This is a genomic window from Klebsiella sp. 141153 (genome assembly GCF_032601995.1).
Lineage (GTDB): Bacteria > Pseudomonadota > Gammaproteobacteria > Enterobacterales > Enterobacteriaceae > Klebsiella > Klebsiella aerogenes.
Map to the genome: position 1 here is coordinate 305,474 of NZ_JAQIRJ010000004.1, position 25,206 is coordinate 330,679.

Sequence of the window (25,206 nt, forward strand, 5' to 3'; positions counted from 1 at the left end):
TGGGATGAGTGATGGCCCTGACGGCAACAGCGTCAGGGCCTGCAGCTTACAGCGATTGATGGCGGGTTTCGTGGGTCAACAGCAGGGCGATAAGCGTCAGCGCCGCCATCGCCGCCAGGTAGATACCGACAGCCGGCAGGCCGTAATTGCCCTGCAGCCAGGCGGCAATATACGGTGCGACCGACGCGCCAAGGATCGACGACACGTTATAGGAGAAAGAGGCGCCGGTATAACGTACTTCCGTCGGGAACAGCTCCGGTAGCAGCGCGCCCATCGGGCCGAAGGTCAGCCCCATCAGGCTGAGGCCCAGCAGCAGGAAGGCGAAGACCAGCAGCGGGTTGCCGGAACCGAGCAGCGGTTTAAAGGCGAACAGCGCGAACAGAATAATCATTGTGGTGATGATGATCATGCTCTTACGACGGCCAAAGGCATCCGCCAGCAGGCCCGCCACCGGCACCATCACGCCAAAACCAATGACCGCCATCATCAGCATCCACAGCACTTCGTTACGCGGCAAACCTAAACCAATCGGCGCGGCAGCGGTACTGAAGGTCATGGAGTAAACGGTCATGATATAGAACAGGGTATAGGTCGCCAGCATGATGAAGGTGCCGAGCACGGTTACGCGTACGTGCTTAGTCAGCAGCGTACCCAGCGGGATTTTGACCTGTTTTTTCGCCGCCGCCACTTTGGCGAACACCGGGGTTTCATGCAGCGACACGCGAACATACAGACCGATAATGACCAGTACCGCAGAGAAGATGAACGGCACGCGCCAGCCCCATTCCATAAACTGCTGGTCGCTCAACAGCCACGACAGCAGCAGGAAGGTGCCGTTGGCGAAGAAGAAGCCGATTGGCGCCCCCAGTTGCGGGAAGGAGCCATATAGCGCGCGTTTGCGCGGCGGAGCGTTTTCCGTCGCCAGCAGCGCCGCGCCGCCCCATTCGCCGCCCAGGCCGAGACCCTGACCAAAGCGCGCCAGCGCCAGCAGCATCGGCGCCAGAATGCCAATGCTTTCATAGCCCGGCAGCAGGCCGATGACCACGGTGGATATCCCCATGGTCAGCAGCGAGGCGACGAGTGTGACCTTCCGGCCTACACGGTCGCCGAAGTGGCCGAATAGCGCTGAGCCAATCGGGCGCGCGACAAAGGCGATGGCGAACGTCGCCAGCGACTGGAGCGTCGCGGCGGCGGCATCACCCTGTGGGAAAAAGATATGGGGGAAGACGATAACCGCGGCGGTGGCGTAAATATAGAAGTCGAAGAACTCAATGGCGGTGCCGATGAGCGAGGCGACGACGACTTTATTACGCGAGTTAACCGGCGTGGCGTCTTGCGCGTTGTCGATAGTAGTGGCTGTGGCTTGCATAGATCTTTCTTATTTTTGAGCGAACGAAAAGCCATATAGCCACAGCAAAAGAGACATTTCAATCTGTAACAAAACTCGCCATTGCGCAAAAAACAGGCAAAAAGCGGATAATTTTCGCCCTGAGAAAATATCTTCTATGAAATGCTTCACATAATTAAAATATTAGAGAATAAAACCAGTTTTAGGTTAAATAAAAGTTACGCACTGGATTTATCTGCTGAAATGATAGGTCGGGCTGAATTTTGCGTCTTTATTCAGCCCGATAATGACTTTAATCGTGGGTTTTCCCCGGCATCCGCTTATCGTCTTTATACTCTGCGGTCGCAATCCACGCGGCGCAGAAGAGGGTCAGACGGGCGAAGAAGTAGAAGAAGGCCATCAGTCCCAGTACCGAACCAAAGGCGGCGCCGGATGGGGATTTCACCAGCGCCGGCAGCGTCCAGGTCATCACGATTTTGATAATCTCAAAGCCAATCGCCGCAATTAGCGTACCGCGGAACAGCGCTTTGCGGCGTGGACGGTGGCGCGGCAATCGCCAGAAGATCCAGAAAAACAGCAGATAGTTAGCGAAGATGGAAATCGCCAGGCCAATCAGGCGCCATGCGGGTTTCAGCCATTCAATATAATCGAGGTACAGCGCGGAGATGATCATCTGCTGCGCGGATCCGGCAACGGAGGTAATCGACAGGGTGATCACCAGCGCGACCAGCAGGCCAATCAGCGAGATCAGGTCGCGGAAGTATTTTACCCAGATTTTTTCCTGATCCTGCGGCGTACGTTCCCACACGTCGCGCGACTGGGCGCGAATCGCTTCACGCAGGTTGCCCATCCAGTTAATACCGGAGTAGAGCGCGACCAACAGGCCGACCAGCCCGACGGCGGTACGCTGCTGCACGGCGGTGTTGATGGTGTTTTTAAGCGTTGCCGCCAGCGTCGGGTCGCTGACGTTCTGCAGAATTTTATCGAAGATGTCCTGCAGCAGGGTCGGATGCCAGGCCAGCACGAAACCGGCGGCGGCGAACGAGACCATCAGAATCGGGATCATCGACAAGAATGAGAAGTAGGTAATGGCCGCGCCAAACTGATTGCCAAGCCTGTCATTGAAGCGCTCGGCGGCGCGCAGCAGGTGGGCTATCACCGGATTTCGTTGGACTTTCGCCGCTGTTCCGGTGACCGTTTTCAGCGCCTGGTTAGCTTTCTGCCCAACGGCGGAATCGTTGATGGCGGCGAGCGTACTTTTGTTTTTCTCCGGCAGCTGGTCCGTTTCCTGTGGCGGCTGGCGATCGTCGTTTTCCGGCGTCATAAGTGATTTCTTCCTTTCTTTACAGCGATATTCAGCCAAAAGTATACCTTAAACGACGCATCTTGCAGGCGCCCATCGGCCCGACGGAGGTTGACGACCCGCGCCGATTAATCGACATAACCTTTCATCAATCCGCCCAGCCACTCCATAAAGAGATGTACGCGGCGGGACAGATTGCGCCGATGTGGATAGATAATCGACACCGGCATCGGTTCGGCGCGGTACTGCGGCAGGATCTCAACCAGCTCGCCGGTACGCAGCGGTTCGCGTACCGCAATGCGCGGAACCTGAATAATGCCGAGCCCGGCCTGACAGGCGGCCTGGTAGGTTTCGGTGCTATTGACGGTCAACACGCCGCCGATTTTGACCCAGCGCACGACGCCGTCGCTGACGACCTCAAAACCTGACTGCCGCGCGCCGAAGTTGCTGGCATAGTGGATCAGGGCATGATCCGCCAGATCGTCGAGACTTTCCGGGTAGCCGAAGCGCGCCAGATAATGTGGACTGGCGCAGTTAATTTGCGTGAGCTTGCCGAGCGGGCGGGCGATGAGTCCCGAGTCTTTAAGCGTACCCACCCGGATCACGCAGTCGAAACCTTCGCGCACCACATCGACCAGCCGGTCACTACTGCTCAGTTCGACTTCAATACCGGGATACTGTTGTAAAAACGCGGGAAGTTTCGGGATGACCAGTTTTTTGGCGACGCTGATCGGCATATCGACACGCAGGCGGCCACTGATGCTCGACGGATCGCCCTGAAACATACCATCCAGCTCTTCGATATTGCTTAACAGGTCTTTGGCGCGTTCGTAATAGACCATGCCGTCCTGAGTCAGCTGCACCCGGCGGGTGGTGCGGTGGAGCAGGCGGGCGCCGAGATGGCTTTCCAGCGCCTGGATCTGTCGCGATACGCTACCTTTGGGCAACCCAAGGGTATCGGCGGCGCGAGAGAAGCTCTCCAGCTCCGCGACGCGGATGAAGAGTTGCATTGCGTGAATTTTATCCATACTTACTGCCTATTGTTGTTAATACTGAAACAGTAAAACGTAATTTAGCCCATTTATTGTTACTGCGTCTGCTAATAAGCTCTTTATTCACACACACGTAATGACGAAGAGGTTTCTTATGACACAACGTATCGCTTTAGTGACCGGCGGCAGCCGCGGCCTGGGAAAAAACGCGGCGCTGAAGCTGGCGGCCAAGGGAACCGATATTATTCTGACCTACCACAGTAACCAGCAGGCGGCGCTGGAAGTGGTGGGCGAAATTGAGCAAACAGGCGCGAAAGCAGCAGCATTACCGCTTAACGTCGGCGATAGCGCCAGTTTTTCTGGCTTTGCGCAACAGTTGACGCAATGTCTCAAGGAGAAGTGGCAGCGCGATAGCTTCGATTATTTATTGAACAATGCCGGCATCGGGTTGACCGCGCCGTTTAGCGAGACCAGCGAAGCGCAGTTTGACGAGCTGATGAGCATCCACTTTAAGGGACCGTTCTTCCTTACCCAGCAGCTGCTGCCTTTGATTAAAGATGGCGGGCGCATTCTGAACGTCTCCAGCGGGCTGGCGCGTTTTGCGCTGCCGGGCTATTCCGCTTATGCGGCGATGAAAGGCGCGATGGAGGTATTAACCCGTTATCAGGCCAAAGAGCTCGGTGCGCGCGGGATATCGGTCAATATTATCGCTCCCGGGGCAATTGAAACCGACTTTGGCGGCGGCGCGGTGCGCGATAATGCCCAGCTTAACCAGCATATTGCCGCCCAGACGGCGCTGGGACGCGTCGGTCTGCCGGATGATATCGGCGATGCTATCGCCGCGTTGCTGAGCGACGAGCTTGGCTGGATGAACGCTCAGCGCATTGAGGTTTCCGGCGGCATGTTTTTGTAATGAGAACGCCCTGCGCATAATAGCGTAGGGCGCCTTCATATTGTGCGTTTTATTATTCCGTAACACTCTTTTTCCTCATGCATATCGCTGATTTTTCGCGAGTGGATTACACTGGCGGAAATAATATTATTTTCCGCTTAGCTGTCCGTTTAATTAAGGAATTCCTTACATCAAATGTAATAAATATTATGAATGGGTAATCGTTCCGCGCTGGCGTGTAACTATTCATCTTCATGATGTTTATATCATCTACTCCATCGGTAAAATGGCTTAGGTCATACGGCGAGTTCTTATTTTTGTCGGCTGATATTACCCTTCCCCCACTTTTTAAGGGGTATTTTTTCGATGGAGAGCAGTCCATGCAAGTAATCATGTTTGACAGGCAGTCAATATTTATTCATGGAATGAAGGTCGGCTTACAACAACGTATTCCTGAAATTAATATTCATAGCACCTGTCAGGCAGAACAGCTGTGGCAACTGCTCACGGCTCATCCGCAGGCGCTTCTTATCCTTGATGGCGACCTGAATAGTGAATTTTGTTGCTGGTTGCTCCAGGAAAAGCAGCAGCGTTTTCCGCATGCCAAAGTATTATTAGTGGTTTCGGATGATAATAAAAGCTGGCTGCAACGAGCGCTGGCGTGGAACGTGCGCGCCATTGCCCAACGTGAGGATAGCGCCGATATGTTTGCCCAGATCATTAATAGCATCATGTTGGGTATGATGTGTCTGCCTGGCACCTGGTTAATGACTTCGGCGGAGCGCGGGAAACACGCTGTGCATTTAAGTCGTCGCCAGCAGGAAATTTTAAAACTGCTGGCGGAAGGCAGCTCTAATAAGGAAATTAGCCGTACGTTAAATATCAGCGCCGGGACCGTGAAAGCGCATCTTGAGTCGTTATATCGGCGGCTGGATGTGAAAAATCGGACCCAGGCGGCGATGGCATTTAATAGCGTCGGTGAAAATTAACTGGTCTGAGAAAACCACTCGCACTCCTGCAGGCGGAAGGCGTTATCGCGGTCAATTTTCCGCCATATCGCCAGCGCCTGCGTTATGTTGTGGCTGTTAAGTGAACGCAAAATAGCCTCCAACTCCGGTTGGGCGCTGCCATCTAAACTGAATACCAGCGCCAGCAGGGCATCGCACTGCGGCTGAGTCAGTTCCACGACTAACCTTCGCTGTAATATCTGTTGGCACCGCAGCAGGTCTAGCGTCAATAGCATCATCGCCAGTTCGGCGGTGATGGGCGTCTCTTTCTCATCTTCACCGATAGCGTGGCCGTAGCCGACCCGCCATTGCCCAAATTTGTCCTGATACGGCAGTAGCGCCAGCCCTTGCGTCTGCTGGATAAAACGCAGCCCCGGCAGGCTTAACGTGGTGACGGTCATGATCTTTTCCTCTGTGGTTGGCGGCAGTGTAGAGGAAAAGCGGGGTTGCCCCCATTCGCCGGATGGCCCAGGGCCTTATTGGTAATCGTGGCGCATCAGGCCAAACAGCCAGTCATTGTGCCAACGGCCATGTAGCCAGTAGCTCTCGCGTAGCTCTCCTTCCTGAATAAATCCTGTTTTTAGCAGCAGTTGTTTTGAGGCCTGGTTCCCGGCGGTGACGCTGGCGGTCAGGCGACGGATGCCGCCTGTAGAAAACGCGTAATCACATAGCGCCCGCAGTGATTCATATCCGTAGCCCTGGCCCTGCGCCTGTGGGGCGAAGAGAAAGCCCACTTCGGCAATATCATCATCGTGGTGGCAATAGCCGGTCAGGCCGAGGGGCGTATGGCTTTGCCGATCGCGAACCACCAGACATAACCAGTGCGCGGCCTTAGGCGACCAGGCCGGCAGGCGCGTATCAAACGCGGCGCGGATATCGGCGATGGGCCGGTTATCCGCGACATAGAGCATCACCTGCGGATCCTGTTGCAGGCTGAGAAAAAAAGACCAGTCGTCAAGCTGCAGCGGCGAGCAGCGCAGCCGCGGCGTAAGCAGTTCGGGCATGTTGTCGGCTCTGGCAAGGGGAAAATAAAACCTTAGCAGCACAGCATGCCGACGGAAAGTGCCTCATGAAGACCTCGGCTCGCCGTACAGGCTGATGAGTCGCCGTACCACGCCGTTGGTCCAGCCGAAGCCATCCTGCAGCGGATACTCCCCGCCGCCACCCTCATGTGGGACGCCGCTGGCGATATGATATTTCTCAATCAGCTTGTGGTGTTTGAGATAAAATTGATTCACCGTCTGCAGCCAGCTCTGGGCGATTTCATCGCCGAGCGGGTCGTGGCCGTACATTTTGAATCCCTGTACCGCCATCCACTGCAGCGGCGCCCAGCCGTTGGGTTTATCCCACTGTTCTCCGCTTTCATATTCCGTCGCCATGATGCCGCCAGGGGTGAGCAGACGCGCGCGTACGGCATCCGCCAGCCGTTCGGCCTGGGCGTGAGTCGCCATCCCGACATATAGCGTGACGATACTGGCGGCGGAGAACAAGGCCAACTGCTCACGGCGCCAGTCGTAATCGCGAAAACAGCCGCACTCTTCATCCCACAGATAGCGGGTCACCGCCTCCCGGCGTGCGTTAGCTTTACGGCGAAATTCGGCTTCAGCTTCGCGATCGCCCTTCAGGCCGGAGAGATTGGCGATGGTATTTTCCAGCTTAAACAGAAAAGCGTTGAGGTCGATGGGAATAAACTGGGTGGTGCGGATACTCGCCAGCCGGGTGATATCGCGCAGCCAGCGGCTGGAGTAGTCCCAGCCGGAAGCCGCGCCGGCGCGCAGGTCACGATAGACCTCGTTCGGCGGGCGGCCGGAATGTTTCGCCGTTTCTACATCTTCTCGCCAGGATTCATCGCGCGGCGTATCGCGGTCGTCCCAGTAGCGGTTAAGCAGCGAACCGTCAGGCATACGTACCACGTGACGGTAGGCCTGGTTAGGGATCAGCGATTCCGCGCCGTCCATCCAGAAGGCGTGCTCTAATTTGAGATGGTCGAGATAGCGGCGCGCGCCGCGAACGCCATCTTCCTCAAACAGCTCCACCATCAGGGCGAACACCGGCGGCTGGGAGCGGCTGAGATAGTAGGTGCGATTGCCGTTGGGAATGTGGCCGTAGGTTTCAATCATCCAGGCGAAGTTGTCGGCCATACATTTGAGCAAATCTTCACGGCCGCTTTCCGCCAGCCCCAGCATGGTGAAGTAGGAATCCCAGTAGTAGGTTTCGCTAAAACGCCCGCCGGGGACGATATATGACTGCGGTAGCGCCAGCAGCGACGACCACGGAATATGATCCTGCGGTTCACGTGTGAGGACTGGCCAGAGCTTATCGATATGCTCTTTTAGCGTCAGTTTCGGATCAGAAGTGTAATCATCGGCGCGGTTATCCGGCAGCCAGAAGTTGTCTTCCACAAACTGACGCAAATCGAACTCCGGCGTACGCTTAACCCGTCGATAGTGCATCAGGATATCCAGCGGATCGTGTTTCGGCGCGCAGTCGGGAAAGGTTTTACTATCAAGAAAAATGCGCGACTTTTGGACGTTGGTAAACAACTCGAGATAGCGGTCGGCGGGGGTCAGCGCGTCGGACGCCGGTAGCCCTTCGATGATCTCCGGCTCCGGTTCGGCGTCGAACATTTCATCCAGTTTTAACTCATACGGATCGGCTTCGTAGCACGGATCGTTTTCGATCCTCAACTCGTCGTCATCAACGTTGCGTAGTTTCTGGCTGAACATAGCGATACAGGCCTCCGGATAGCGTGAGTTTAGGGGCCGGGCATGCCCGGGCTCTCTAATAAGCGTAGACACTCGCTTCGGTCTGCGGAAGACAAACTGTGCGTCAGGTCACGCTTTTCAGTGCATAAAAACGACAGGGAAGTAGAGCAGGTCTTTGAAATTAAAGGGTGAATATTTACCGGTATCGTGAATGCGCGAAAACGAAATTCGGAGCATTCATTATGCAACAAAATTTGAACCGCCCCGGGTAAACGCAGGCGGTTGGCTCGTTTATTCCCAGGCGGCTTCCAGCATCTCCAGCAGTTGCTCTGAATCCAGCGTGACCGGATTGGCTTTCATCGACGATGAACTACTGGCCGCCAGCGCGGCGGGTTCCAGCGCTTCGCGCGGCACGCCGAGGTCGCGTAAATTGCCGAGCCCCGAGCGCTGGCTCCATTCGCGCAGGCTTTGCCAGGCGTCATCCGGCGAGACGCCGAGTCCGGCAGCGATCCACTGGCGCACGTCGAGGAAACGCTGGCGCAGCGCCGGATTGGTTACCTGCGACTCATTGAGTTCCAGCCCAAAGGGCAGCAGGCAGCCGCAGAGCGCGCCGTGGGAGGCATCGCTTAGCCCGCCAAGCGGCCCCGCAAGACCGTGAACCACGCCCAGCCCGGCGTTGGCCAGCGCCAGCCCGCCGCACAGGCTGACCCAGGCCAGCTCGTCGCGGCTGTCGGCACACTCTTTTTCCATCAGCGTTTTTAACGCGGCGATGCCGCGGGGGATCGCCTCACGGCACAGAGCATCGGTGAAGGGCGTCGCCCGGGTGCACAGCCAGGGTTCGATAACCTGAGTTAAGGCATCAAGGCCGGAGCCGAGGGTGACGGCGCGGGGGGCGTTATCCGTTAACGCCGGATCGACAATCGCCAGCTGCGGCAGCATGCGGTCGTCACGCAAGCTGACTTTGCGTTGCTGCTGCGGGACGTTGATGACCGCGTTTTTAGTGACCTCCGCGCCGGTGCCGGACGTTGTGGGAATAGCGGCAAACGGTAGCGGGCTGGCTTCCAGTATTCTCCCCGTTCCGACGACTTCCAGATAGTCGACGGCAGGCCCGCTTGCCGGGACCAGCGCGGCAATGGCTTTACCGGCATCAATGACCGCGCCGCCGCCAAGGCTGACCACCGCGCCGACGCCGCGCTCGCGCGCCAGCCGTACGCCGCGTTCTATATCGTCCAGCGTGGGTTCATTGGCGATAGCAAACGTGCTGACCTGAAGATGCAATGCGGTCAGTTCACTCAATAAAAACTGGGCGCGGCTTTTGGTCGCGCCGTGAACCAGCAGCACCGGGGCATCATATTGCGCCAGCCACGGCGCGGCGCTGCGGGCCTGCCCGCGGCCAAAGCGGATATTGCCGGGCGTTAAAATGTTGAAGGGAGTGACCATGTGTAAGAGTACCTGTAGTGGATAATTATTCTGCAATCCACTATACACATTATCCGGCAAGCTTCATGTCTGCCATATTACGAAAAAGGGTTGCTGACGATGATAAGAATCTTGGGTAAACGCTCGTCTATTAACGTGCGTAAAGTCCTCTGGACCTGCGAAGAGGCGGGGATCGAGTATCAGCAGGAAGATTATGGCAGCGGCTATAGCCCGCTTGATACGCCGGAATTTTTGGCGCTCAATCCGAATGCGTTAGTGCCGGTGCTGGTGGATGACGATTTTGTCCTTTGGGAGTCGAACAGCATCTGCCGCTATCTGGCGCGTAAGGCCGGACGTGAGGATTTGCTACCCTCGGCGTTACGTGCCGCGGCGCAGGTAGAGCACTGGATGGACTGGCAGGCGACGGAGTTTAATAGCGCCTGGCGCTACGCTTTCACGGGGCTGGTGCGTAAAGACCCGCGTTTCCAGGACCCCTCGGCCATTAAAGAGAGTATCGCCGCGTGGACGCGCTGCGTACAGATTGTCGACAACCAGCTACAGCGCACCGGCGCGTGGCTGACCGGCGAGACGTTTACGCTGGCGGATATCGTGCTGGGGCTTTCGGTGCACCGTTGGAAAATGACGCCGTTCGCCCACCCGGAGATGGCAAACGTCGAACGCTGGTATATGGCCCTTAACCAGCGTCCGGCATTTATGCGCCACGGCAATAACGGCGTGGCGTAGCGTCCTAAGCCTGGAGCTTATTTATTTTTCAGCGTATTCGCTTTGCGCTGGCGGAGTAATACCGCTACGATCCGCGTCTATTTTTTATCTCATCCCAAAATGCGCGGCAGGTAGGTGAAGTTTGAACAGGCGGTTAGGCCTTGTGCTATTGGCATTACTGTTGGTTTCAGGCTGTTCCGGTACGCTGTCGCAAATGAGTCCGCCCAGCAATGAAACCAGCCTGGTGGGAAATGATGGGCAGCGGCTTTCCATCGACGCTTTCGTCAGCCATTACATGCGTGAAAAGCAGGTTAGCGGCGTGGTGGTGGCGGTTATTCATCACAACGGTCCGGCTGAATTTCACTGCTTCGGCGTGACAGATGATAAGCAGCGCTACCCGATAATCCCGCAAACGCTTTTTGCCCTCGGCTCGTTAAGTAAAGGCGTAACCGCTGAAGTGGTGACGATGCTGGTTAACAAGGGACGCTTGCACTGGAACGACACCTTACAAACTCTGCTGCCGCCGGGTACGGCGCTGAGCGAAGATGCCCGTAAGATAACCTTGCTGCAGCTGGTCACCCATACCTCCGGGCTGCCGCGTCAGCCGATGAATATGCTGTCGCTTGAGCATCTATTGGCCTATCTTAACGACGGTGAAAACTTCTATCACGAGCTCGATGCCGATGGCGTGTTGAGCTATCTGAGCAACTTCAATGCGCCGCAGGAACGCGAGCCGGGCTACTCCAACCTTGGTTTTGCGATACTGGGATATATCCTCAAATACCAAACCGGCGAATCGATTGAGACGCTGGCTTCACGGATGATCTTCCGGCCGTTGGCGATGGGGAATACCAGCTTCCAGCCGCAAACGCTGCGTGAATATCCGTGGCGGGCGCTGGGACATGCAGGCGATCAGCCGAAATTTAAACCGCGCGGCGCGCTGACGCCGGACTGGAAGTTTACCAATAACATGGTTGGCGCGGCGAGTTTGTACAGCGACGCCGGCGATCTGATTAATTATGCCCGCGCTCACTTCGCGCCCACGGGGCAGACGGCGCTGGATAAGGCATTCAGGGACGTTAGCGTCGATTATTATCCGCGGCAAATCGAAGCGGCGAACATTGCCTGGGTGACCGATACGTTTGGTCAGCAGCAATTGACCTATCAGGTGGGTTACATCGGCGGATATTCGAGCTATATCGGCTTCGATAAAGCGAATCAAAACGCGGTGGTGGTGCTGCAAAACAGCTTTAACTGGAGTAACTACATCGGCCATCAGATCCTGCGTAACCTGGTGACGGAGCAATAGTGAAGCCCCGTCCTGAGACGGGGCTGCGCGGATTAACGCATAGTGACAAACTCTTCCGCTGCGGTCGGGTGAATGGCGACGGTGTTGTCGAAGTCTTTTTTGGTGGCGCCCATCTTCAGCGCTACCGCAAAGCCCTGCAGCATCTCATCCATTCCGAAGCCGATACCGTGAATACCGACAATCTTTTCTTCCGGACCGACGCAGACCAGCTTCATACGGCACGGCTGGCGGTGAGAGGTCACGGCGGTATACATCGCGGTGAAGGACGATTTGTACACCTTCACGGCGTCATCGCCGTACTGCTCGCGCGCCTGCGGCTCGGTTAAGCCGACGGTGCCGATTGGCGGGTGGCTGAAGACTACGGTCGGGATATTGCTGTAGTCGAGGTGCTCTTCCGGCTTGTTGTTAAACAGGCGTTCGGACAGACGACGGCCTGCGGCCACGGCGACCGGCGTCAGCTCGACGGCGCCGGTATTATCGCCCACCGCGTAGATGCCCGGCACGTTGGTGTTCTGGAATTTATCAACGATGATGTAGCCTTTATCGTTGGTTTTAACGCCCGTTGCCGCCAAGTTGAAGTTATCGGTCGCCGGTTCGCGGCCAATCGCCCAAATCAGGCAATCTACGGTCTGGCTGCGGCCATCTTCCAACTCCAGAGTCAGGCTGCCGTCGGCATTCTTGACTACCGCTTTCGGAATAGCGTTGGTGTGCAGCTGCGGGCCTTCGGCGTTCATCACTTCCACCAGAGTCTCAACGATCAGCGGATCGAAGCTGCGCAGCGGCGCGTGTTTACGCACGAACAGGTGGGTTTCGGCACCGAGGCCGTTAATCACGCCGGCCAGTTCAACGGCAATATAGCCCGCGCCGACTACCGCCACGCGCTTCGGCAGCGCCGGCAGTTCGAAGAAACCGTCGGAATCAATACCGTATTCCACACCCGGAATGTTCGGGTGGCTCGGGCGGCCGCCGGTGGCGATCAGGATATGATCGGCGGTAATGGTCTCGCCGTTGACTTCCACGGTGTGGGCATCGACAAAGCGCGCGAACCCTTTGATAACATCAACGTTATTCTTACCCAGTACGTTGTCGTAAGAGGTATGAATACGGTCAATATAGGCGCTGCGGCTGGCGACCAGCTTATCCCAGTCGAAATGATTGATGGTGGTATCGAAACCATAATCCGGGCCATACAGATGAATCGCTTCGCGGATCTGCGCCGCATGCCACATCACTTTTTTCGGCACGCAGCCGACGTTGACGCAGGTGCCGCCCAGCTCTTTGGCTTCAATCAGCGCGCACTTCTGGCCGTACATCGCCGCACGGTTAATCGAGGCGATACCGCCGCTGCCGCCGCCGATGGCGAGGTAATCATAATGTTTGCTCATGCCCATATGTCCTTAATCGTTAATTGCCGCGATTGTAGCGCGAGGCTTAAAAGGTTCCACCGATGGTTGCGATTACTCCGGTACGATCCAACTTACGGTCGCGTGACCGGTACCGGCTGGAACCAGTTTGCTGTGCAGCCACGGCAGCACGTTATTCATCTGCTGTTCCAGCTTCCACGGCGGGTTGATGACGATCATCCCGGAGGCGGTCATGCCGCGCTGGTCGCTGTCCGGACGCACCGCCAGCTCGATTTGCAGAATTTTGCGAATACCTGTGGCTTCTAAATCTTTAATCATGCGTTTGATTTGCGCGCGCAGCACCACCGGATACCACAGCGCGTAGGTGCCGGTGGCGAAGCGTTTATAACCTTCGTTAATCCCGGTGACCACCGCCTGATAATCGGTTTTAATTTCGTATGGCGGGTCGATAAGAATCAGACCGCGACGGGAAACCGGCGGCAGCTTGGCCTTCAGCTGCTGATAGCCATCGGCTTTGTCGACGCGCGCGCGGCTGTCTTTCTGGAACTCGGCGCGCAGCAGCGGGAAGTCGCTCGGGTGCAATTCGGTCATTTGCAGGCTGTCCTGCTCGCGCAGCAGTTGGCGCGCGATAAGCGGCGAACCCGGGTAGTAACGCAGCTGGCCGCTGCGGTTGAAGTGCTCGACGACCGAAATATACGGCTCCAGCTCGGTCGGCAGATCGTCCTGCTGCCAGATACGGGCGATGCCTTCAAGGTACTCGCCAGTACGTTCGGCGTGCTCGCCGCTCAGCTGATAGCGGCCCGCGCCGGCGTGGGTGTCCAGGTAGAGAAACGGTTTTTCTTTCTCTTTCAGCGATTCAATGATCAAACTCTGAACGGTGTGTTTAAGGACGTCGGCGTGGTTGCCTGCGTGAAAGCTGTGGCGATAACTGAGCATGGATGCAGAGATTCCGGGAAGTAAACAAGTTAACCGACAGTTTACCGCAGTTCGCCCAGGATTGCCGCTGTCGCACCGCCTGTCATTGAAATTCCCGCAACTATCCCCCATTCTAGATCTCATGCAAAAGCGCCGGAACGCGCGCTTCATTCACCTTCTTCAACAGGACAGCGCATATGACCAATCCATTACTGACGCCTTTTTCATTGCCGCCTTTTTCTGCGATTAAACCAGAGCACGTGGTCCCTGCGGTCACCAAAGCGCTGGATGATTGCCGGGCCGCGGTGGAAAGCGCGGTGGCGCACGGCGCGCCGTATAGCTGGGAAAATCTTTGCCAGCCGCTGGCGGAAGTGGACGATGTGCTGGGACGCATCTTCTCGCCAATCAGCCATTTAAATTCGGTAAAAAACAGCCCGGAGCTGCGTGAAGCCTACGAACAGACGCTGCCGCTGCTCTCCGAGTACAGCACCTGGATCGGCCAGCATGAAGGCCTGTATAAAGCCTACCGCGACCTGCGCGACGGCGATAACTACGCCACCTTGAATACCGCGCAGAAAAAAGCGGTCGATAACGCGCTGCGCGATTTCGAATTATCCGGTATTGGCCTGCCGGCAGAAGCGCAGAAACGCTACGGCGAAATCGCCGCGCGCCTCTCTGAGCTTGGCAATCTGTACAGCAACAACGTGCTTGATGCCACCATGGGCTGGAACAAGCTGGTGACCGACGTCGCCGATCTCGCTGGCATGCCTGAAAGCGCGCTGGCCGCCGCTCAGGCCCAGGCGCAGGCGAAAGAGCAGGAAGGGTATCTGCTGACGCTGGATATCCCGAGCTATCTGCCGGTGATGACCTACTGCGACAATCAGGCGCTGCGCGAAGAGATGTATCGCGCCTATTCCACTCGCGCCTCCGATCAGGGCCCGAACGCTGGGAAATGGGATAACAGCCCGGTGATGGCGGAGATCCTCGCGCTGCGTCACGAACTGGCGCAACTGCTGGGCTTTGACAGCTACGCCTTTAAATCTCTGGCCACCAAAATGGCCGAAAACCCGCAGCAGGTGCTCGATTTCCTGACCGACCTCGCAAAACGCGCGCGTCCTCAGGGCGAGAAAGAGCTAGCTCAGCTGCGTGCTTTCGCCAAAGCCGAGTTTGGCGTCGATGAACTGCAGCCGTGGGATATCGCTTACTACAGCGAAAAACAGAAACAGCATCTCTACAGCATCAGCGATGAGCAGCTGCGCCCGTATTTCCCGGAAAACAAAGCCGTTAACGGCCTGTTTGAAGTGGTTAAGCGCATTTATGGCATCACCGCCAAAGAGCGTACCGATGTCGATGTGTGGCATCCGGAAGTGCGTTTCTTCGAGCTGTATGACGAAAATAACGAGCTGCGCGGCAGCTTCTATCTCGACCTGTATGCTCGCGAACATAAACGCGGCGGGGCGTGGATGGACGACTGCGTCGGCCAGATGCGTAAACTGGATGGCTCCTTGCAAAAACCGGTCGCTTATCTGACCTGTAACTTCAACCGCCCGGTAAACGGCAAACCGGCGCTGTTCACGCACGATGAAGTAATTACCCTGTTCCACGAGTTCGGCCATGGTCTGCACCACATGCTGACCCGCATTGATACCGCTGGCGTTTCCGGCATCAGCGGGGTGCCGTGGGATGCGGTCGAGCTGCCGAGCCAGTTTATGGAAAACTGGTGCTGGGAGCCGGAAGCGCTGGCCTTTATCTCCGGTCATTACGAAACCGGTGAACCGCTGCCGCAGGAACTGCTGGAGAAAATGCTGGCGGCGAAAAACTACCAGGCGGCGATGTTTATTCTGCGCCAACTGGAGTTCGGTCTGTTCGATTTCCGTCTACACGCGGAATACTCGCCGGAGCAGGGGGCGAAAATCCTCGAGACGCTGGCCGAGATTAAAAAGCAGGTCGCCGTGGTGCCTGGCCCGACCTGGGGCCGCTTCCCGCATGCATTCAGCCACATCTTTGCGGGCGGCTACGCGGCGGGCTACTACAGCTACCTGTGGGCCGACGTGCTGGCGGCGGATGCCTTCTCGCGCTTCGAAGAAGAGGGGATTTTCAACCGCGAAACCGGTCAGTCATTCCTCGACAATATCCTGAGCCGCGGCGGTTCCGAAGAGCCGATGGTGCTGTTCAAACGCTTCCGCGGGCGCGAGCCGCAGCTGGACGCGATGCTTGAGCATTACGGGATCAAAGGCTGATTGCTACGTGAAGATCTGCTTAATTGATGAAACAGGCGCCGGTGACGGCGCCTTATCTGTTTTGGCCGCCCGTTGGGGGCTGGAGCATGATGCTGAGAATCCGATGGCGCTGGTGTTGACGGCCGAGCATCTGGAACTGCGCAAGCGTGATGAGCCCAAACTTGGCGGAATCTTTGTCGATTTCGTCGGCGGGGCGATGGCCCATCGGCGCAAGTTTGGCGGCGGCCGCGGCGAAGCGGTAGCCAAAGCGGTGGGTATTAAAGGCGATTATCTGCCGGATGTTGTCGACGCCACCGCCGGCCTGGGGCGTGATGCCTTCGTGCTGGCGTCGGTCGGCTGCCGCGTGCGGATGCTGGAGCGTAATCCGGTGGTCGCCGCGCTGCTCGACGATGGTTTGAAACGTGGCTATGCCGATGCGGAGATCGGCGGCTGGCTGCAGGAGCGCCTGCAGCTGATTCATGCTTCCAGTCTGAATGCGCTGACCGATATCACCCCGCGCCCGCAGGTGGTGTATCTGGATCCAATGTTTCCCCATAAGCAGAAAAGCGCGCTGGTCAAAAAAGAGATGCGGGTATTTCAGTCGCTGGTGGGGCCCGATTTAGACGCCGATGGCCTGCTGGCGCCGGCGCGACAGCTGGCGACCAAACGAGTGGTGGTGAAGCGTCCGGATTATGCGCCGCCGCTGGCGGATGTCGCCACGCCGAACGCGGTGGTGACCAAAGGGCATCGGTTTGATATTTATGCCGGTACGCCGGAGTAATATTACGCCGTGATGGTATCTCCCGGATAGCGGCGCAACGCGCCTTATCCGGGCTACGGCTTAAGCCTTACCCGGGCTAGCTACTCGCGGTGTCGTTTTTTGTCGGGTGGCGGCTAACGCCTTACCCGACCTACGGTCCGTGCGGCCTGCCTTTAATTAATTCACCATGATGGCTGACACTACTGGTGCTGGCGATCTCAAAATCCCCCGGTGGCGCTGCCGCTTACCGGGGCTACAGCACGATGCGATTTGGTAGCCCGGAGAAGGCGCAACGCGCCGCGTCCGGGAAAAACCCTTAAAAAGTTGCAAACCGATAACAGTATCTACTTAATAAGGCCTAATGAGGCCAACTATTCTGAAAGAAATCATTCTCTAATAGATAGCTTAAGTTTTCAGCCTGCCATGGGCAACCGAGGCATTTGCCGGGCATTTCAACTTCAATGGGCGCGATCGGATTGGTATATATGAGCGCGAACTTTCGCCAGAGAACGTTGCGCATTTTAATTTCGCGTATATCAGTATAAGGGATGCGCTGGTAATTATCTTTGTAATCATAAAACAATGAAAGATTAAGCTGGACTATTTGTGTATCGGCGAAGTACAGCACCGCTGGCTTCGAACGAATAAGACCATGAACATATTTCCGTTCATCAATGGTTTCATTTGGCAATAATTCGCTCAGTATCTGGAGCAAGTTATCCCTTTTAAACCCATTATTCATAATAATTCCTTTTATATTATTCGCCGCATGATTACGTATAAATATGAACGTAGTTTGCCATTTTTATGAGGTGAGGCCTGACGCGCTGTAATGTACTCTAGCATAATAAGGCGGGGAAAAAGTGTGGTGGGGAGAAAACTGAGAATTATGCTTGCTCTACTACAGACATATTATAAATATATATTAAAGCCAGCTTTTCATTTGTTCTCTAGATTAAAATAATGGCGGCCGTTGCCGCCTTTTATTCTCGCCCCGGCGGTTGTCGCCGGGGCGGCTAACGGGTTACTCGGCGCTGGCTGGGGTATTTATCATCCGGTTCAGCCACGGCACCATAAAGGCCATCACCACCGTCACCGCCAGGGTCACGAGGCCAATTTTACTGAACACGTTGGTGTAGATCGGTAGCGTCTGCAGCGGGTCGGTTATATTTTCCGGTACCGCGGTGAAGGTCGCGACATAGCCGCCCATCAGGAACGCGGCGGCCTGAGTCAGGAACCACATCCCCAGAATAAAGCCCATCAGCCGCTGCGGCACCAGCGCGGCGACCATCGCCAGTCCCAGGGCGCTAATCAGCAGTTCGCCGAGACTCTGGAACAGATAAACCAGCACGATAAACCACGGCGAGGTCAGTCCCTGCGGGTCGGCAAACCACATCCCGGCCGCCGCGGCGGTCAGAAAGCCCAGCGCGCACAGGAACATGCCGAGAGTGAATTTCATCGGCATGGTCAGGTCTTTGCCTTTGTTGCCAAGACGGGTGTAGATAGCCGCCAGTACCGGGCTGGCGACCACCACCCAGAACGGATTCAACGCCTGGAAACTCACCGGGTTAATCGTCATGCCGAGAATGTCGTGATGCACGTTATTGATGGCGAAGAAGTTGAGCGAGGTCGGCATCTGGGCGTACAGGATATAAAACACCACCGCTTCGAGCATCAGGATGAAGGCGACGAACATCTTGTTGCGGCCGGTTTTATCGAGGCGAAAAGCTTCGCGGAAGAAGAAAATCGTCACCACGATGGACAGCACAATCAGCACCAGGTTGGCGATTTTAACGTTATGCATCAGCCAGGCGCAGAGGAAAATCATCACCACGGTGCCGACCAGCACATACAGCAGATTACGGAAACTCAGCGGCTGATGATCCGGGGTGGAACCGATATCTTTCACCATTCCGCGGCAGGCGAAGTAGACCAGCAGCGCGACGATAAGCCCGGCGCCGCACAGGTTGTAGGTTACCGCGTAGCCAAACTTATCGGCAATAACCGGCGCCAGCGACAGCGACAGCAGCGAACCGATGTTAATCGACATATAAAACAGGGTGAAGGCGCCGTCGAGACGGGCATCTTTAGGCGGATAGCATTTTGACAGTAGGCTCGCGGGATTGGCTTTAAACAGCCCGTTGCCGACGGCGATCGTGCCAAGCGCGATAAAGATAAGATCGGGTTTGAGCAGCGACAGGCCGGTCATAAAGTAGCCGATAGCCAGCACGACGGCGCCGAGCACCAGCGTGCGTTTGGTTCCCAGCAGATGGTCACCGACATAGCCGCCAATGGAAATGAGGCCGTAGACCAGCGCCGCGAAGGCGCCAAAGGTGATAAATGCCTGTTCCTGAGAGAAACCAAGCTGTTTAACAAAGAACACCGCCAGGATGCCCTGGACGCCGTAATAGCCAAAACGCTCCCATAACTCTACAAAAAAGATCATGAAGAACGGACGGGGTTGCTGCAGCAAGCCCGTAGGTGCAGTTGTTTTCATATTCCTTCGCCTTTTAGTGCTATCCCAAAAAGTATGAACGCGTCTGCCAAAACGCGCCGAAAAAGTCTGATGACCCATCATGATGCGGTCATTGGCTGAATGTATAGATTATTATATAGATATTATTTCTAATAAATGGTTGATCACACTAACCGACATTAATTATCTGGATTGATATCCTGATGTGGTCGGTGCGCTTCAGGCGGGATACAGCATAAAAACAAAAACGCCCGCAGGTGCGGGCGTTGGCTGGCGAGGAGAAGCGGATTATTCGTCTTCTTCGTCGCGCAACGGTACGATCAGCATATCAACGTGAACGGTGTTGATCAGCTGACGCGCGGAGGACATCAGCTTGCTCCAGAAGTCCTGATGGTGACCGCAGACCACCAGGTCCATATCGTATTTTTTGATCGCGTCGACCAGCACCTGGCCAAGATCGCCGCTGCCGCTCAGGGTTTCGGTAATCGGGTAGCCGGCGTTAGTGGAAAGCTCCGTCAGCGCGTGGTGCGTCTCTTCAGAGATGCGTTTCTGCATGTCGCCCAGATTGACATCGATAAGACCGGTGTAGAGGTCGGAGTAATTCACATCCACGTGAATCAGGGAAACTTTCGCATTGTAGGGGCGCGCCATAGAAACCGCTTTCTCTACCAGCACTTTGCTTTCCGGTGATAGGTCTACTGCAATAAGAATGTGTTTGTAAGCCATAGTGTTACTCCTTCCATAAGTTGTCGATGACCGTTGGACCAGACAGCCTGTGCTGCCGATTCGCCCGCGTCCTGCAAGCTAGATTCGCGGGGGGCTAAGCCTTTAAGGACTTAATTGTAGAAGATAATTTCTACAATATAGCGCCCCTCGCACTCCGTCAATGCACCTGGTTCACCGTTAGTTAAACAAATTATTCCGTCTTACGTATTGATAACGATTAACCTTGTGGTAAAAAAATTAACTGATCTCCTACACTATTTAATGAGCCGGTTGGATAAATAAACGTGACCGGTATCGCACTCTTTTACTGTACGGTGGGTTGGATGATATTGGGGAGCGGTAGTCCCGGAGGGATCTCCGTGGATGGGTCGCCGGGGAGGAAGTATGATCAGCACTGTTGCGCTGTTTTGGGCCCTGTGTATCGTTTGTGTGGTGAATATGGCACGCTACTTCTCATCGTTGCGTGCATTATTGGTTGTGCTACGTGGTTGCGATCCCTTGCTCTATCAATATGTTGATGGCGGAGGTTTTTTCACCTCGCATGGGCAGCCCAGTAAACAAATGCGGCTGGTTTGGTATATCTATGCCCAACGATATCGCGATCATCATGATGACGAGTTTATTCGTCGCTGTGAGCGTGTTCGCCGGCAGTTCATCCTGACCAGCGCGCTATGTGGTCTGGTACTGGTGAGTATGATTGCGCTGCTTATCTGGCATTGAGCTGCGCTGAATAGACGGCAAAAAAATGGGCCAGTTTCCTGACCCATTTTTCGCATGACTACTGCTTAGATAAGCTTCAGAGCCAGCCAGTACAGCACGCCTGACAGCAAAATCGCTGCCGGCAGGGTGAGAACCCATGCCATCAGGATGCTGGTGACGGTTTTCTTCTGCAGGCCGCCGCCATCAACGAGCATCGTCCCCGCAACCGAGGAGGAGAGCACGTGGGTGGTAGAAACAGGCATCCCGGTGTAGCTTGCAAGGCCGATAGACACCGCAGCGGTCATCTGTGCGGACATACCTTGCGCGTAGGTCATACCCTTCTTACCAATCTTCTCGCCGATAGTGGTCGCCACGCGGCGCCAGCCGATCATGGTGCCAATACCCAGCGCCAGCGCGACCGCCATAATGATCCAGATTGGCGCGTACTCGATGGTGCTCAGCATATCGGTTTTCAGTTTCTTCAGCAGGCGCTGGTCGTCAGAGCTCACATCCGGCAGTTTGGCCACTTTGTCGGTGGTGTCGGAGATGCAGAGCATAATACGACGCAGCTGGCCGCGCTGATCCACTGACAGCGAATCGTAGCTTTCCGTTCCGGTGAGCATTGTCTTCACGCGGTCAAGCGCGTTGATGGTGTTCGCCGGATGGCAGTGAAACTCGCCGTTGGCCGCGGTGTTGGTCTCCGGCGACGGAACCAGTTGATCAACGCCGGTGGCTTTCTTCAGCAGCTCAGGACGCTGTTGGAAGAAGGTTTCCACGTTGTTGACCGCATCGCGGGTACGAGTGATTTCGTAACCTGACGCGTTCATGTTGACCACGAAGCCCGCCGGCGCGACGCCAATCAGTACCAGCATGACCAGACCAATGCCTTTCTGCCCATCGTTGGCGCCGTGCGAGAACGACACGCCAATAGCGGACAGGATCAGCGCGATACGGGTCCAGAACGGCGGTTTTTTCTTACCGTCTTTCTTTTCGCGTTCCGCTGGGGTCAGGTGGATACGAGCACGTTTTTTGGTACCGCTCCAGTAACGACGCAGAATGAAAATCAGGCCGCCCGCTACCACCAGGCCAACGATCGGCGAGACGATAAGCGAGGCAAAAATGCCGATGACTTTCGGGATATTCAGCGCATCAACCACTGAAGTACCGGTCATCAGCGCATTGGTTAAACCAATACCGATGATGGCGCCAATCAGGGTGTGAGAACTGGAGGCCGGGAGGCCAAAATACCAGGTTCCGAGGTTCCAGATGATGGCCGCCAGCAGCATAGAGAACACCATGGCGAGGCCATGTGCGGAACCCATGTTAAGCAGCAGGTCCGTTGGCAGCATATGCACGATGGCATAGGCTACGCTGAGACCGCCCAGCAGAACGCCGAAAAAGTTGAAGAGTGCCGCCATCGCAACAGCAAGCTGCGACCGCATTGCGCGAGTGTAGATCACCGTTGCAACAGCGTTTGCGGTATCATGAAAACCGTTAATCGCTTCGTAAAACAGTACAAAAGCTAAAGCAAGCAATAATAATAGTCCGGTATGTAAATCCAGACCGGCAAATAAATGTAGCATAGGACGTTACGCCATTTTGAGGACATGAACGCGGCGCATTATCAGTGACTTTAGCGGCGCGGGCAAAGTGAAATATAGACTTTTTTTGATTTTCTTCCTGTTTGGGTTTTACCCGGTTGGGATTAATCCTATATCTTTCAAAGACGTAACTGAATGTTGTTTTTTTCGTGCTGGTGTGACCAGAGTGAAATATTTACAATTCCCGACAATTCGGGAATGAGGAAAGTTGAGTGGAAAGGTTTGATGCCATTGTAATCGGCGCCGGTGCGGCGGGAATGTTTTGTGCGGCGCAGGCGGGGCAGTTAGGCTGCCGGGTGCTGCTGCTCGATAATGGCAAAAAGCCGGGGCGCAAAATCCTGATGTCCGGCGGCGGCCGCTGCAACTTTACCAACATGTATGTCGAACCCGCGGCATATCTCAGCCAAAACCCGCATTTTTGCAAATCTGCGCTGGCGCGCTACACCCAGTGGGATTTTATTGAACTGGTCGGTAAATATGGCATCGCCTGGCATGAGAAAACGCTGGGCCAGCTGTTTTGCGATGATTCAGCGGAGCAAATCGTCAATCTGCTGCTGTCGGAATGTGAAAAGGGCGGCGTACAGATCCGTCTACGTAGCGAAATTCTCAGCGTCGAGCGCGATGAACAAGGCTACCGGCTACAGGTTAACGGTGAAACGCTGGCGGCGAAGAGGCTGGTAATCGCCTCCGGCGGCCTGTCGATGCCGGGGCTCGGCGCGTCGCCGTTTGGCTACAAGGTAGCCGAGCAGTTTGGCCTGAAGGTATTGCCGACCCGCGCCGGGCTGGTGCCGTTTACCCTGCATAAACCGCTGCTTGAACAGCTGCAGGTGCTTTCCGGCGTTTCGGTTCCTGCTACCATTACCGCCGAGAACGGTACGCTGTTCCGCGAAAATTTGCTGTTTACCCATCGCGGCCTTTCCGGCCCGGCGGTGCTGCAGATTTCCAGCTACTGGCAGCCCGGCGAGTTTGTCACCGTCAACCTGCTGCCGGACTGCGATCTTGAGGCGTTCCTCAATGAGCAGCGGGGCGCTCATCCGAACCAAAGCCTGAAAAATACCCTCGCGATGCAGTTGCCGAAGCGGCTGGTCGAATGTTTACAGCAGCTTGGGCAAATACCTGATGTGACACTGAAGCAACTGAACGTTCGCGATCAGCAGGCGCTGGTGGAGACGCTAACCGCGTGGCGCGTGCAGCCGAACGGCACTGAAGGTTATCGTACTGCGGAAGTGACGCTCGGCGGCGTGGATACCAACGAGCTTTCGTCACGCACCATGGAGGCGCGCAAAGCGCCGGGGCTTTACTTTATCGGTGAAGTGATGGACGTCACCGGTTGGCTCGGCGGCTATAACTTCCAGTGGGCGTGGTCAAGCGCCTGGGCCTGCGCGCAGGCATTGGCGGAAATTTAATCCGAGAGCCCGGGCACCCTGGCGCCCGGGCTGTTTCGATCAGTTCAGCCCAAGAAAATACTGGGCGATTTTGAAATAGATAATCAGCCCGGTGCCATCAATCAGCGTGGCGATAAACGGCGCGGAAACCACCGCCGGGTCGATACCGATCCGCTTAAGCAACATCGGAATAACCGAAGACACCACCGCGCTCCACAGAGTAATGCAGACCAGCGTCAGGCTGACGATCAGCGTGATTTCCATGCCAATCCCCATCATCCAGGCGCGCAGGCAGCCCGCCAGACCCAGGGTCAGGGCAATCAGAAACGAGGTCGACACCTCTTTGCGGATAACCCGTCCCATGTCACGTAAGCGGACTTCACCCAACGCCATCGAACGCACTAGCGTTGAGGTTATCTGCGTTCCGCTGTTGCCGCCGGTGCCGATCAGTAACGGGATGAAGAAGGCCAGCGCGATGGCAGATTCCAGCGCCTCTTCAAAATGCTGCAGCACGCTGCTGGTGTAGGCTTCGGCAACAAATAACAGTAGCAGCCAGACCGAGCGTTTCTTCCACAGCGTCCACGGACTGATTTCCAGATACGGTTTTTCCAGCGGTAGCGTCGCCCCTTGCAGCTGGGCGTCTTCGGTGACGTCATCCTCCAGCAGATGGGCTATCTCCTTTTCCATCAGGCAGCCGACCAGCTCCCCTTTATCGACAACCGGCACCAGATCGAGGCCGCGCTCGGTGAGTTCGGCAATGACCTGAGGGCGCTCATCGTCGGGTTTAACGCGGAACAGACAGCTGTCCATCAGGTAGCGAATAGACTGGCCTACCTCTACCTCCTGCAATAGTTTTTTGACTGATAAGCTGCCGCGCAGCTTGTTACCGGCGACGACAAATACCTGGCCGGGGATATCGTCGCTGGCGAGCTGCGAGATAAAGTGTTCACGCGCCTCATGGACGCTGAAATGTTCCTGCAACGTAATAAAATCGGTACGCATGTACTGGGCGATCGCATCGCCGTCGAAGCCAGAGGTCGCCTGATGCGCGGCGCAGAGTTGAATGGAAGACATGATTAAAATCCCTATAAAAAATCACTCATAGGGGCGAACAAGACAGGGTTAGCGCAGGCAGATCCCTACGTCCTGGTTTTAGCACTGCATAACGTATCTGAACGGTTATGACCGCCAGAAGTTACCTTGGCAACACCTTGATTCGATGGAAGCCTGTATTTCCCTGAGTGGTCTCTCTCGATACCAACAGGGCGGTAACTTGTATTTATGCAGGAGCCTCGCCATAACGAGATCGTTAAATGAGGCGCCATTATTGGCGAACAGGGATAATTCACAAAGCGTATAGTTT

At 55.9% G+C, this 25,206-nt stretch carries 22 protein-coding genes and 1 riboswitch; of the genes, 8 read left to right on the forward strand and 14 right to left on the reverse strand.

Features of this window, described 5'->3' with window-relative positions:
* Nucleotides 1-46 precede the first annotated feature (46 nt).
* From PGS10_RS09960 to PGS10_RS09970, 3 genes are all read right to left on the reverse strand, one after another.
* Entirely contained in the window at nucleotides 47-1,369 is a 1,323-nt protein-coding gene (locus PGS10_RS09960) for an MFS transporter (RefSeq protein ID WP_045397190.1), read from the reverse strand.
* A 271-nt stretch (nucleotides 1,370-1,640) separates the two neighbouring features.
* Nucleotides 1,641-2,672, reverse strand: coding sequence for an inner membrane protein YhjD (gene yhjD / locus PGS10_RS09965; RefSeq protein ID WP_045397187.1), 1,032 nt, complete (start codon nucleotides 2,670-2,672; stop codon nucleotides 1,641-1,643).
* A 107-nt stretch (nucleotides 2,673-2,779) separates the two neighbouring features.
* Entirely contained in the window at nucleotides 2,780-3,679 is a 900-nt protein-coding gene (locus tag PGS10_RS09970; RefSeq protein ID WP_047047817.1) for a LysR family transcriptional regulator, read from the reverse strand.
* A gap of 118 nt (nucleotides 3,680-3,797) precedes the next feature.
* Here PGS10_RS09970 and PGS10_RS09975 point away from each other — a divergent pair, with 118 nt between their 5' ends.
* A complete protein-coding gene (locus tag PGS10_RS09975; RefSeq protein ID WP_047047818.1) occupies nucleotides 3,798-4,556 on the forward strand; it encodes an SDR family NAD(P)-dependent oxidoreductase in 759 nt (252 codons plus the stop codon).
* A 359-nt stretch (nucleotides 4,557-4,915) separates the two neighbouring features.
* Complete coding sequence (locus PGS10_RS09980) at nucleotides 4,916-5,524, forward strand: helix-turn-helix transcriptional regulator (protein ID WP_015703753.1); 609 nt, start codon at nucleotides 4,916-4,918, stop codon at nucleotides 5,522-5,524.
* On the opposite strand, the gene PGS10_RS09985 is transcribed toward PGS10_RS09980, so the two are convergent.
* From PGS10_RS09985 to PGS10_RS10000, 4 genes are all read right to left on the reverse strand, one after another.
* Nucleotides 5,521-5,943 (reverse strand): glycoside hydrolase family protein, encoded by a 423-nt coding sequence (locus PGS10_RS09985; RefSeq protein ID WP_047047822.1) that lies wholly within the window; start codon nucleotides 5,941-5,943, stop codon nucleotides 5,521-5,523. The two genes, PGS10_RS09980 and PGS10_RS09985, sit on opposite strands and share 4 nt — an antisense overlap.
* Before the next feature lie 75 nt (nucleotides 5,944-6,018).
* The gene (locus PGS10_RS09990; RefSeq protein WP_047047824.1) at nucleotides 6,019-6,546 is read right to left on the reverse strand and encodes a GNAT family N-acetyltransferase; all 528 of its coding nucleotides are present in this window, start codon (nucleotides 6,544-6,546) and stop codon (nucleotides 6,019-6,021) included.
* Nucleotides 6,547-6,609: 63 nt separating this feature from the next.
* Nucleotides 6,610-8,268 carry an alpha,alpha-trehalase gene (locus PGS10_RS09995; RefSeq protein WP_047078846.1) on the reverse strand — a complete coding sequence of 553 codons (1,659 nt, stop codon included), beginning with the start codon at nucleotides 8,266-8,268 and terminating at the stop codon, nucleotides 6,610-6,612.
* A 270-nt stretch (nucleotides 8,269-8,538) separates the two neighbouring features.
* A complete protein-coding gene (locus PGS10_RS10000; protein WP_047078847.1) occupies nucleotides 8,539-9,687 on the reverse strand; it encodes an iron-containing alcohol dehydrogenase in 1,149 nt (382 codons plus the stop codon).
* A gap of 99 nt (nucleotides 9,688-9,786) precedes the next feature.
* Between PGS10_RS10000 and PGS10_RS10005 the strand changes: the two genes are divergently transcribed.
* On the forward strand, nucleotides 9,787-10,410 hold the full coding sequence (locus tag PGS10_RS10005) for a glutathione S-transferase family protein (RefSeq protein WP_047078848.1): 624 nt from the start codon (nucleotides 9,787-9,789) through the stop codon (nucleotides 10,408-10,410).
* 193 nt (nucleotides 10,411-10,603) lie between these two features.
* Nucleotides 10,604-11,698 carry a serine hydrolase domain-containing protein gene (locus PGS10_RS10010; protein WP_316422868.1) on the forward strand — a complete coding sequence of 365 codons (1,095 nt, stop codon included), beginning with the start codon at nucleotides 10,604-10,606 and terminating at the stop codon, nucleotides 11,696-11,698.
* 32 nt (nucleotides 11,699-11,730) lie between these two features.
* Here the strand turns inward: PGS10_RS10010 and gorA are convergent, their stop codons facing one another.
* A complete protein-coding gene (gene gorA, locus PGS10_RS10015) occupies nucleotides 11,731-13,083 on the reverse strand; it encodes a glutathione-disulfide reductase (RefSeq protein ID WP_047040394.1) in 1,353 nt (450 codons plus the stop codon).
* Between the two features lie 72 nt (nucleotides 13,084-13,155).
* The gene (locus PGS10_RS10020; protein WP_015703746.1) at nucleotides 13,156-13,998 is read right to left on the reverse strand and encodes a 23S rRNA (adenine(2030)-N(6))-methyltransferase RlmJ; all 843 of its coding nucleotides are present in this window, start codon (nucleotides 13,996-13,998) and stop codon (nucleotides 13,156-13,158) included.
* A gap of 176 nt (nucleotides 13,999-14,174) precedes the next feature.
* On the opposite strand from PGS10_RS10020, the gene prlC reads away from it, so the two are divergent.
* Both prlC and rsmJ read left to right on the forward strand, forming a co-directional pair.
* Complete coding sequence (gene prlC / locus PGS10_RS10025) at nucleotides 14,175-16,217, forward strand: oligopeptidase A (protein WP_047078851.1); 2,043 nt, start codon at nucleotides 14,175-14,177, stop codon at nucleotides 16,215-16,217.
* 7 nt (nucleotides 16,218-16,224) lie between these two features.
* Nucleotides 16,225-16,977 carry a 16S rRNA (guanine(1516)-N(2))-methyltransferase RsmJ gene (rsmJ, locus tag PGS10_RS10030; protein WP_047078852.1) on the forward strand — a complete coding sequence of 251 codons (753 nt, stop codon included), beginning with the start codon at nucleotides 16,225-16,227 and terminating at the stop codon, nucleotides 16,975-16,977.
* 337 nt (nucleotides 16,978-17,314) lie between these two features.
* On the opposite strand, the gene PGS10_RS10035 is transcribed toward rsmJ, so the two are convergent.
* From PGS10_RS10035 to uspA, 3 genes are all read right to left on the reverse strand, one after another.
* On the reverse strand, nucleotides 17,315-17,698 hold the full coding sequence (locus PGS10_RS10035) for a hypothetical protein (protein WP_045397151.1): 384 nt from the start codon (nucleotides 17,696-17,698) through the stop codon (nucleotides 17,315-17,317).
* Nucleotides 17,699-17,980: 282 nt separating this feature from the next.
* On the reverse strand, nucleotides 17,981-19,453 hold the full coding sequence (gene dtpB, locus PGS10_RS10040; protein ID WP_045397149.1) for a dipeptide/tripeptide permease DtpB: 1,473 nt from the start codon (nucleotides 19,451-19,453) through the stop codon (nucleotides 17,981-17,983).
* A 267-nt stretch (nucleotides 19,454-19,720) separates the two neighbouring features.
* Nucleotides 19,721-20,158, reverse strand: coding sequence for a universal stress protein UspA (uspA, locus tag PGS10_RS10045; RefSeq protein WP_004145166.1), 438 nt, complete (start codon nucleotides 20,156-20,158; stop codon nucleotides 19,721-19,723).
* A 384-nt stretch (nucleotides 20,159-20,542) separates the two neighbouring features.
* On the opposite strand from uspA, the gene uspB reads away from it, so the two are divergent.
* Entirely contained in the window at nucleotides 20,543-20,878 is a 336-nt protein-coding gene (uspB, locus tag PGS10_RS10050) for a universal stress protein UspB (protein ID WP_015703743.1), read from the forward strand.
* 65 nt (nucleotides 20,879-20,943) lie between these two features.
* Here uspB and pitA read toward each other — a convergent pair whose 3' ends face one another.
* Nucleotides 20,944-22,440: an inorganic phosphate transporter PitA gene (gene pitA, locus PGS10_RS10055; protein ID WP_045397146.1), complete on the reverse strand. Its 1,497-nt coding sequence runs from the start codon at nucleotides 22,438-22,440 to the stop codon at nucleotides 20,944-20,946.
* A 230-nt stretch (nucleotides 22,441-22,670) separates the two neighbouring features.
* On the opposite strand from pitA, the gene PGS10_RS10060 reads away from it, so the two are divergent.
* Nucleotides 22,671-23,864, forward strand: coding sequence for an NAD(P)/FAD-dependent oxidoreductase (locus tag PGS10_RS10060; protein WP_047078853.1), 1,194 nt, complete (start codon nucleotides 22,671-22,673; stop codon nucleotides 23,862-23,864).
* Between the two features lie 39 nt (nucleotides 23,865-23,903).
* Here PGS10_RS10060 and PGS10_RS10065 read toward each other — a convergent pair whose 3' ends face one another.
* The gene (locus PGS10_RS10065) at nucleotides 23,904-24,917 is read right to left on the reverse strand and encodes a magnesium transporter (protein WP_045397141.1); all 1,014 of its coding nucleotides are present in this window, start codon (nucleotides 24,915-24,917) and stop codon (nucleotides 23,904-23,906) included.
* Between the two features lie 56 nt (nucleotides 24,918-24,973).
* Nucleotides 24,974-25,155, reverse strand: a riboswitch (M-box (ykoK) riboswitch).
* Between the last annotated feature and the right edge of the window lie 51 nt (nucleotides 25,156-25,206).

What these genes read in the sequence shown, in the direction of transcription:
- PGS10_RS09960 (WP_045397190.1), bottom strand. Translation starts at nt 1,369, where the DNA reads ATGCAAGCCACAGCCACTACTATCGACAACGCGCAAGACGCCACGCCG.
- yhjD (WP_045397187.1), bottom strand. Translation starts at nt 2,672, where the DNA reads ATGACGCCGGAAAACGACGATCGCCAGCCGCCACAGGAAACGGACCAG.
- PGS10_RS09970 (WP_047047817.1), bottom strand. Translation starts at nt 3,679, where the DNA reads ATGGATAAAATTCACGCAATGCAACTCTTCATCCGCGTCGCGGAGCTG.
- PGS10_RS09975 (WP_047047818.1), top strand. Translation starts at nt 3,798, where the DNA reads ATGACACAACGTATCGCTTTAGTGACCGGCGGCAGCCGCGGCCTGGGA.
- PGS10_RS09980 (WP_015703753.1), top strand. Translation starts at nt 4,916, where the DNA reads ATGCAAGTAATCATGTTTGACAGGCAGTCAATATTTATTCATGGAATG.
- PGS10_RS09985 (WP_047047822.1), bottom strand. Translation starts at nt 5,943, where the DNA reads ATGACCGTCACCACGTTAAGCCTGCCGGGGCTGCGTTTTATCCAGCAG.
- PGS10_RS09990 (WP_047047824.1), bottom strand. Translation starts at nt 6,546, where the DNA reads ATGCCCGAACTGCTTACGCCGCGGCTGCGCTGCTCGCCGCTGCAGCTT.
- PGS10_RS09995 (WP_047078846.1), bottom strand. Translation starts at nt 8,268, where the DNA reads ATGTTCAGCCAGAAACTACGCAACGTTGATGACGACGAGTTGAGGATC.
- PGS10_RS10000 (WP_047078847.1), bottom strand. Translation starts at nt 9,687, where the DNA reads ATGGTCACTCCCTTCAACATTTTAACGCCCGGCAATATCCGCTTTGGC.
- PGS10_RS10005 (WP_047078848.1), top strand. Translation starts at nt 9,787, where the DNA reads ATGATAAGAATCTTGGGTAAACGCTCGTCTATTAACGTGCGTAAAGTC.
- PGS10_RS10010 (WP_316422868.1), top strand. Translation starts at nt 10,604, where the DNA reads ATGAGTCCGCCCAGCAATGAAACCAGCCTGGTGGGAAATGATGGGCAG.
- gorA (WP_047040394.1), bottom strand. Translation starts at nt 13,083, where the DNA reads ATGAGCAAACATTATGATTACCTCGCCATCGGCGGCGGCAGCGGCGGT.
- PGS10_RS10020 (WP_015703746.1), bottom strand. Translation starts at nt 13,998, where the DNA reads ATGCTCAGTTATCGCCACAGCTTTCACGCAGGCAACCACGCCGACGTC.
- prlC (WP_047078851.1), top strand. Translation starts at nt 14,175, where the DNA reads ATGACCAATCCATTACTGACGCCTTTTTCATTGCCGCCTTTTTCTGCG.
- PGS10_RS10035 (WP_045397151.1), bottom strand. Translation starts at nt 17,698, where the DNA reads ATGAATAATGGGTTTAAAAGGGATAACTTGCTCCAGATACTGAGCGAA.
- dtpB (WP_045397149.1), bottom strand. Translation starts at nt 19,453, where the DNA reads ATGAAAACAACTGCACCTACGGGCTTGCTGCAGCAACCCCGTCCGTTC.
- uspA (WP_004145166.1), bottom strand. Translation starts at nt 20,158, where the DNA reads ATGGCTTACAAACACATTCTTATTGCAGTAGACCTATCACCGGAAAGC.
- uspB (WP_015703743.1), top strand. Translation starts at nt 20,543, where the DNA reads ATGATCAGCACTGTTGCGCTGTTTTGGGCCCTGTGTATCGTTTGTGTG.
- pitA (WP_045397146.1), bottom strand. Translation starts at nt 22,440, where the DNA reads ATGCTACATTTATTTGCCGGTCTGGATTTACATACCGGACTATTATTA.
- PGS10_RS10065 (WP_045397141.1), bottom strand. Translation starts at nt 24,917, where the DNA reads ATGTCTTCCATTCAACTCTGCGCCGCGCATCAGGCGACCTCTGGCTTC.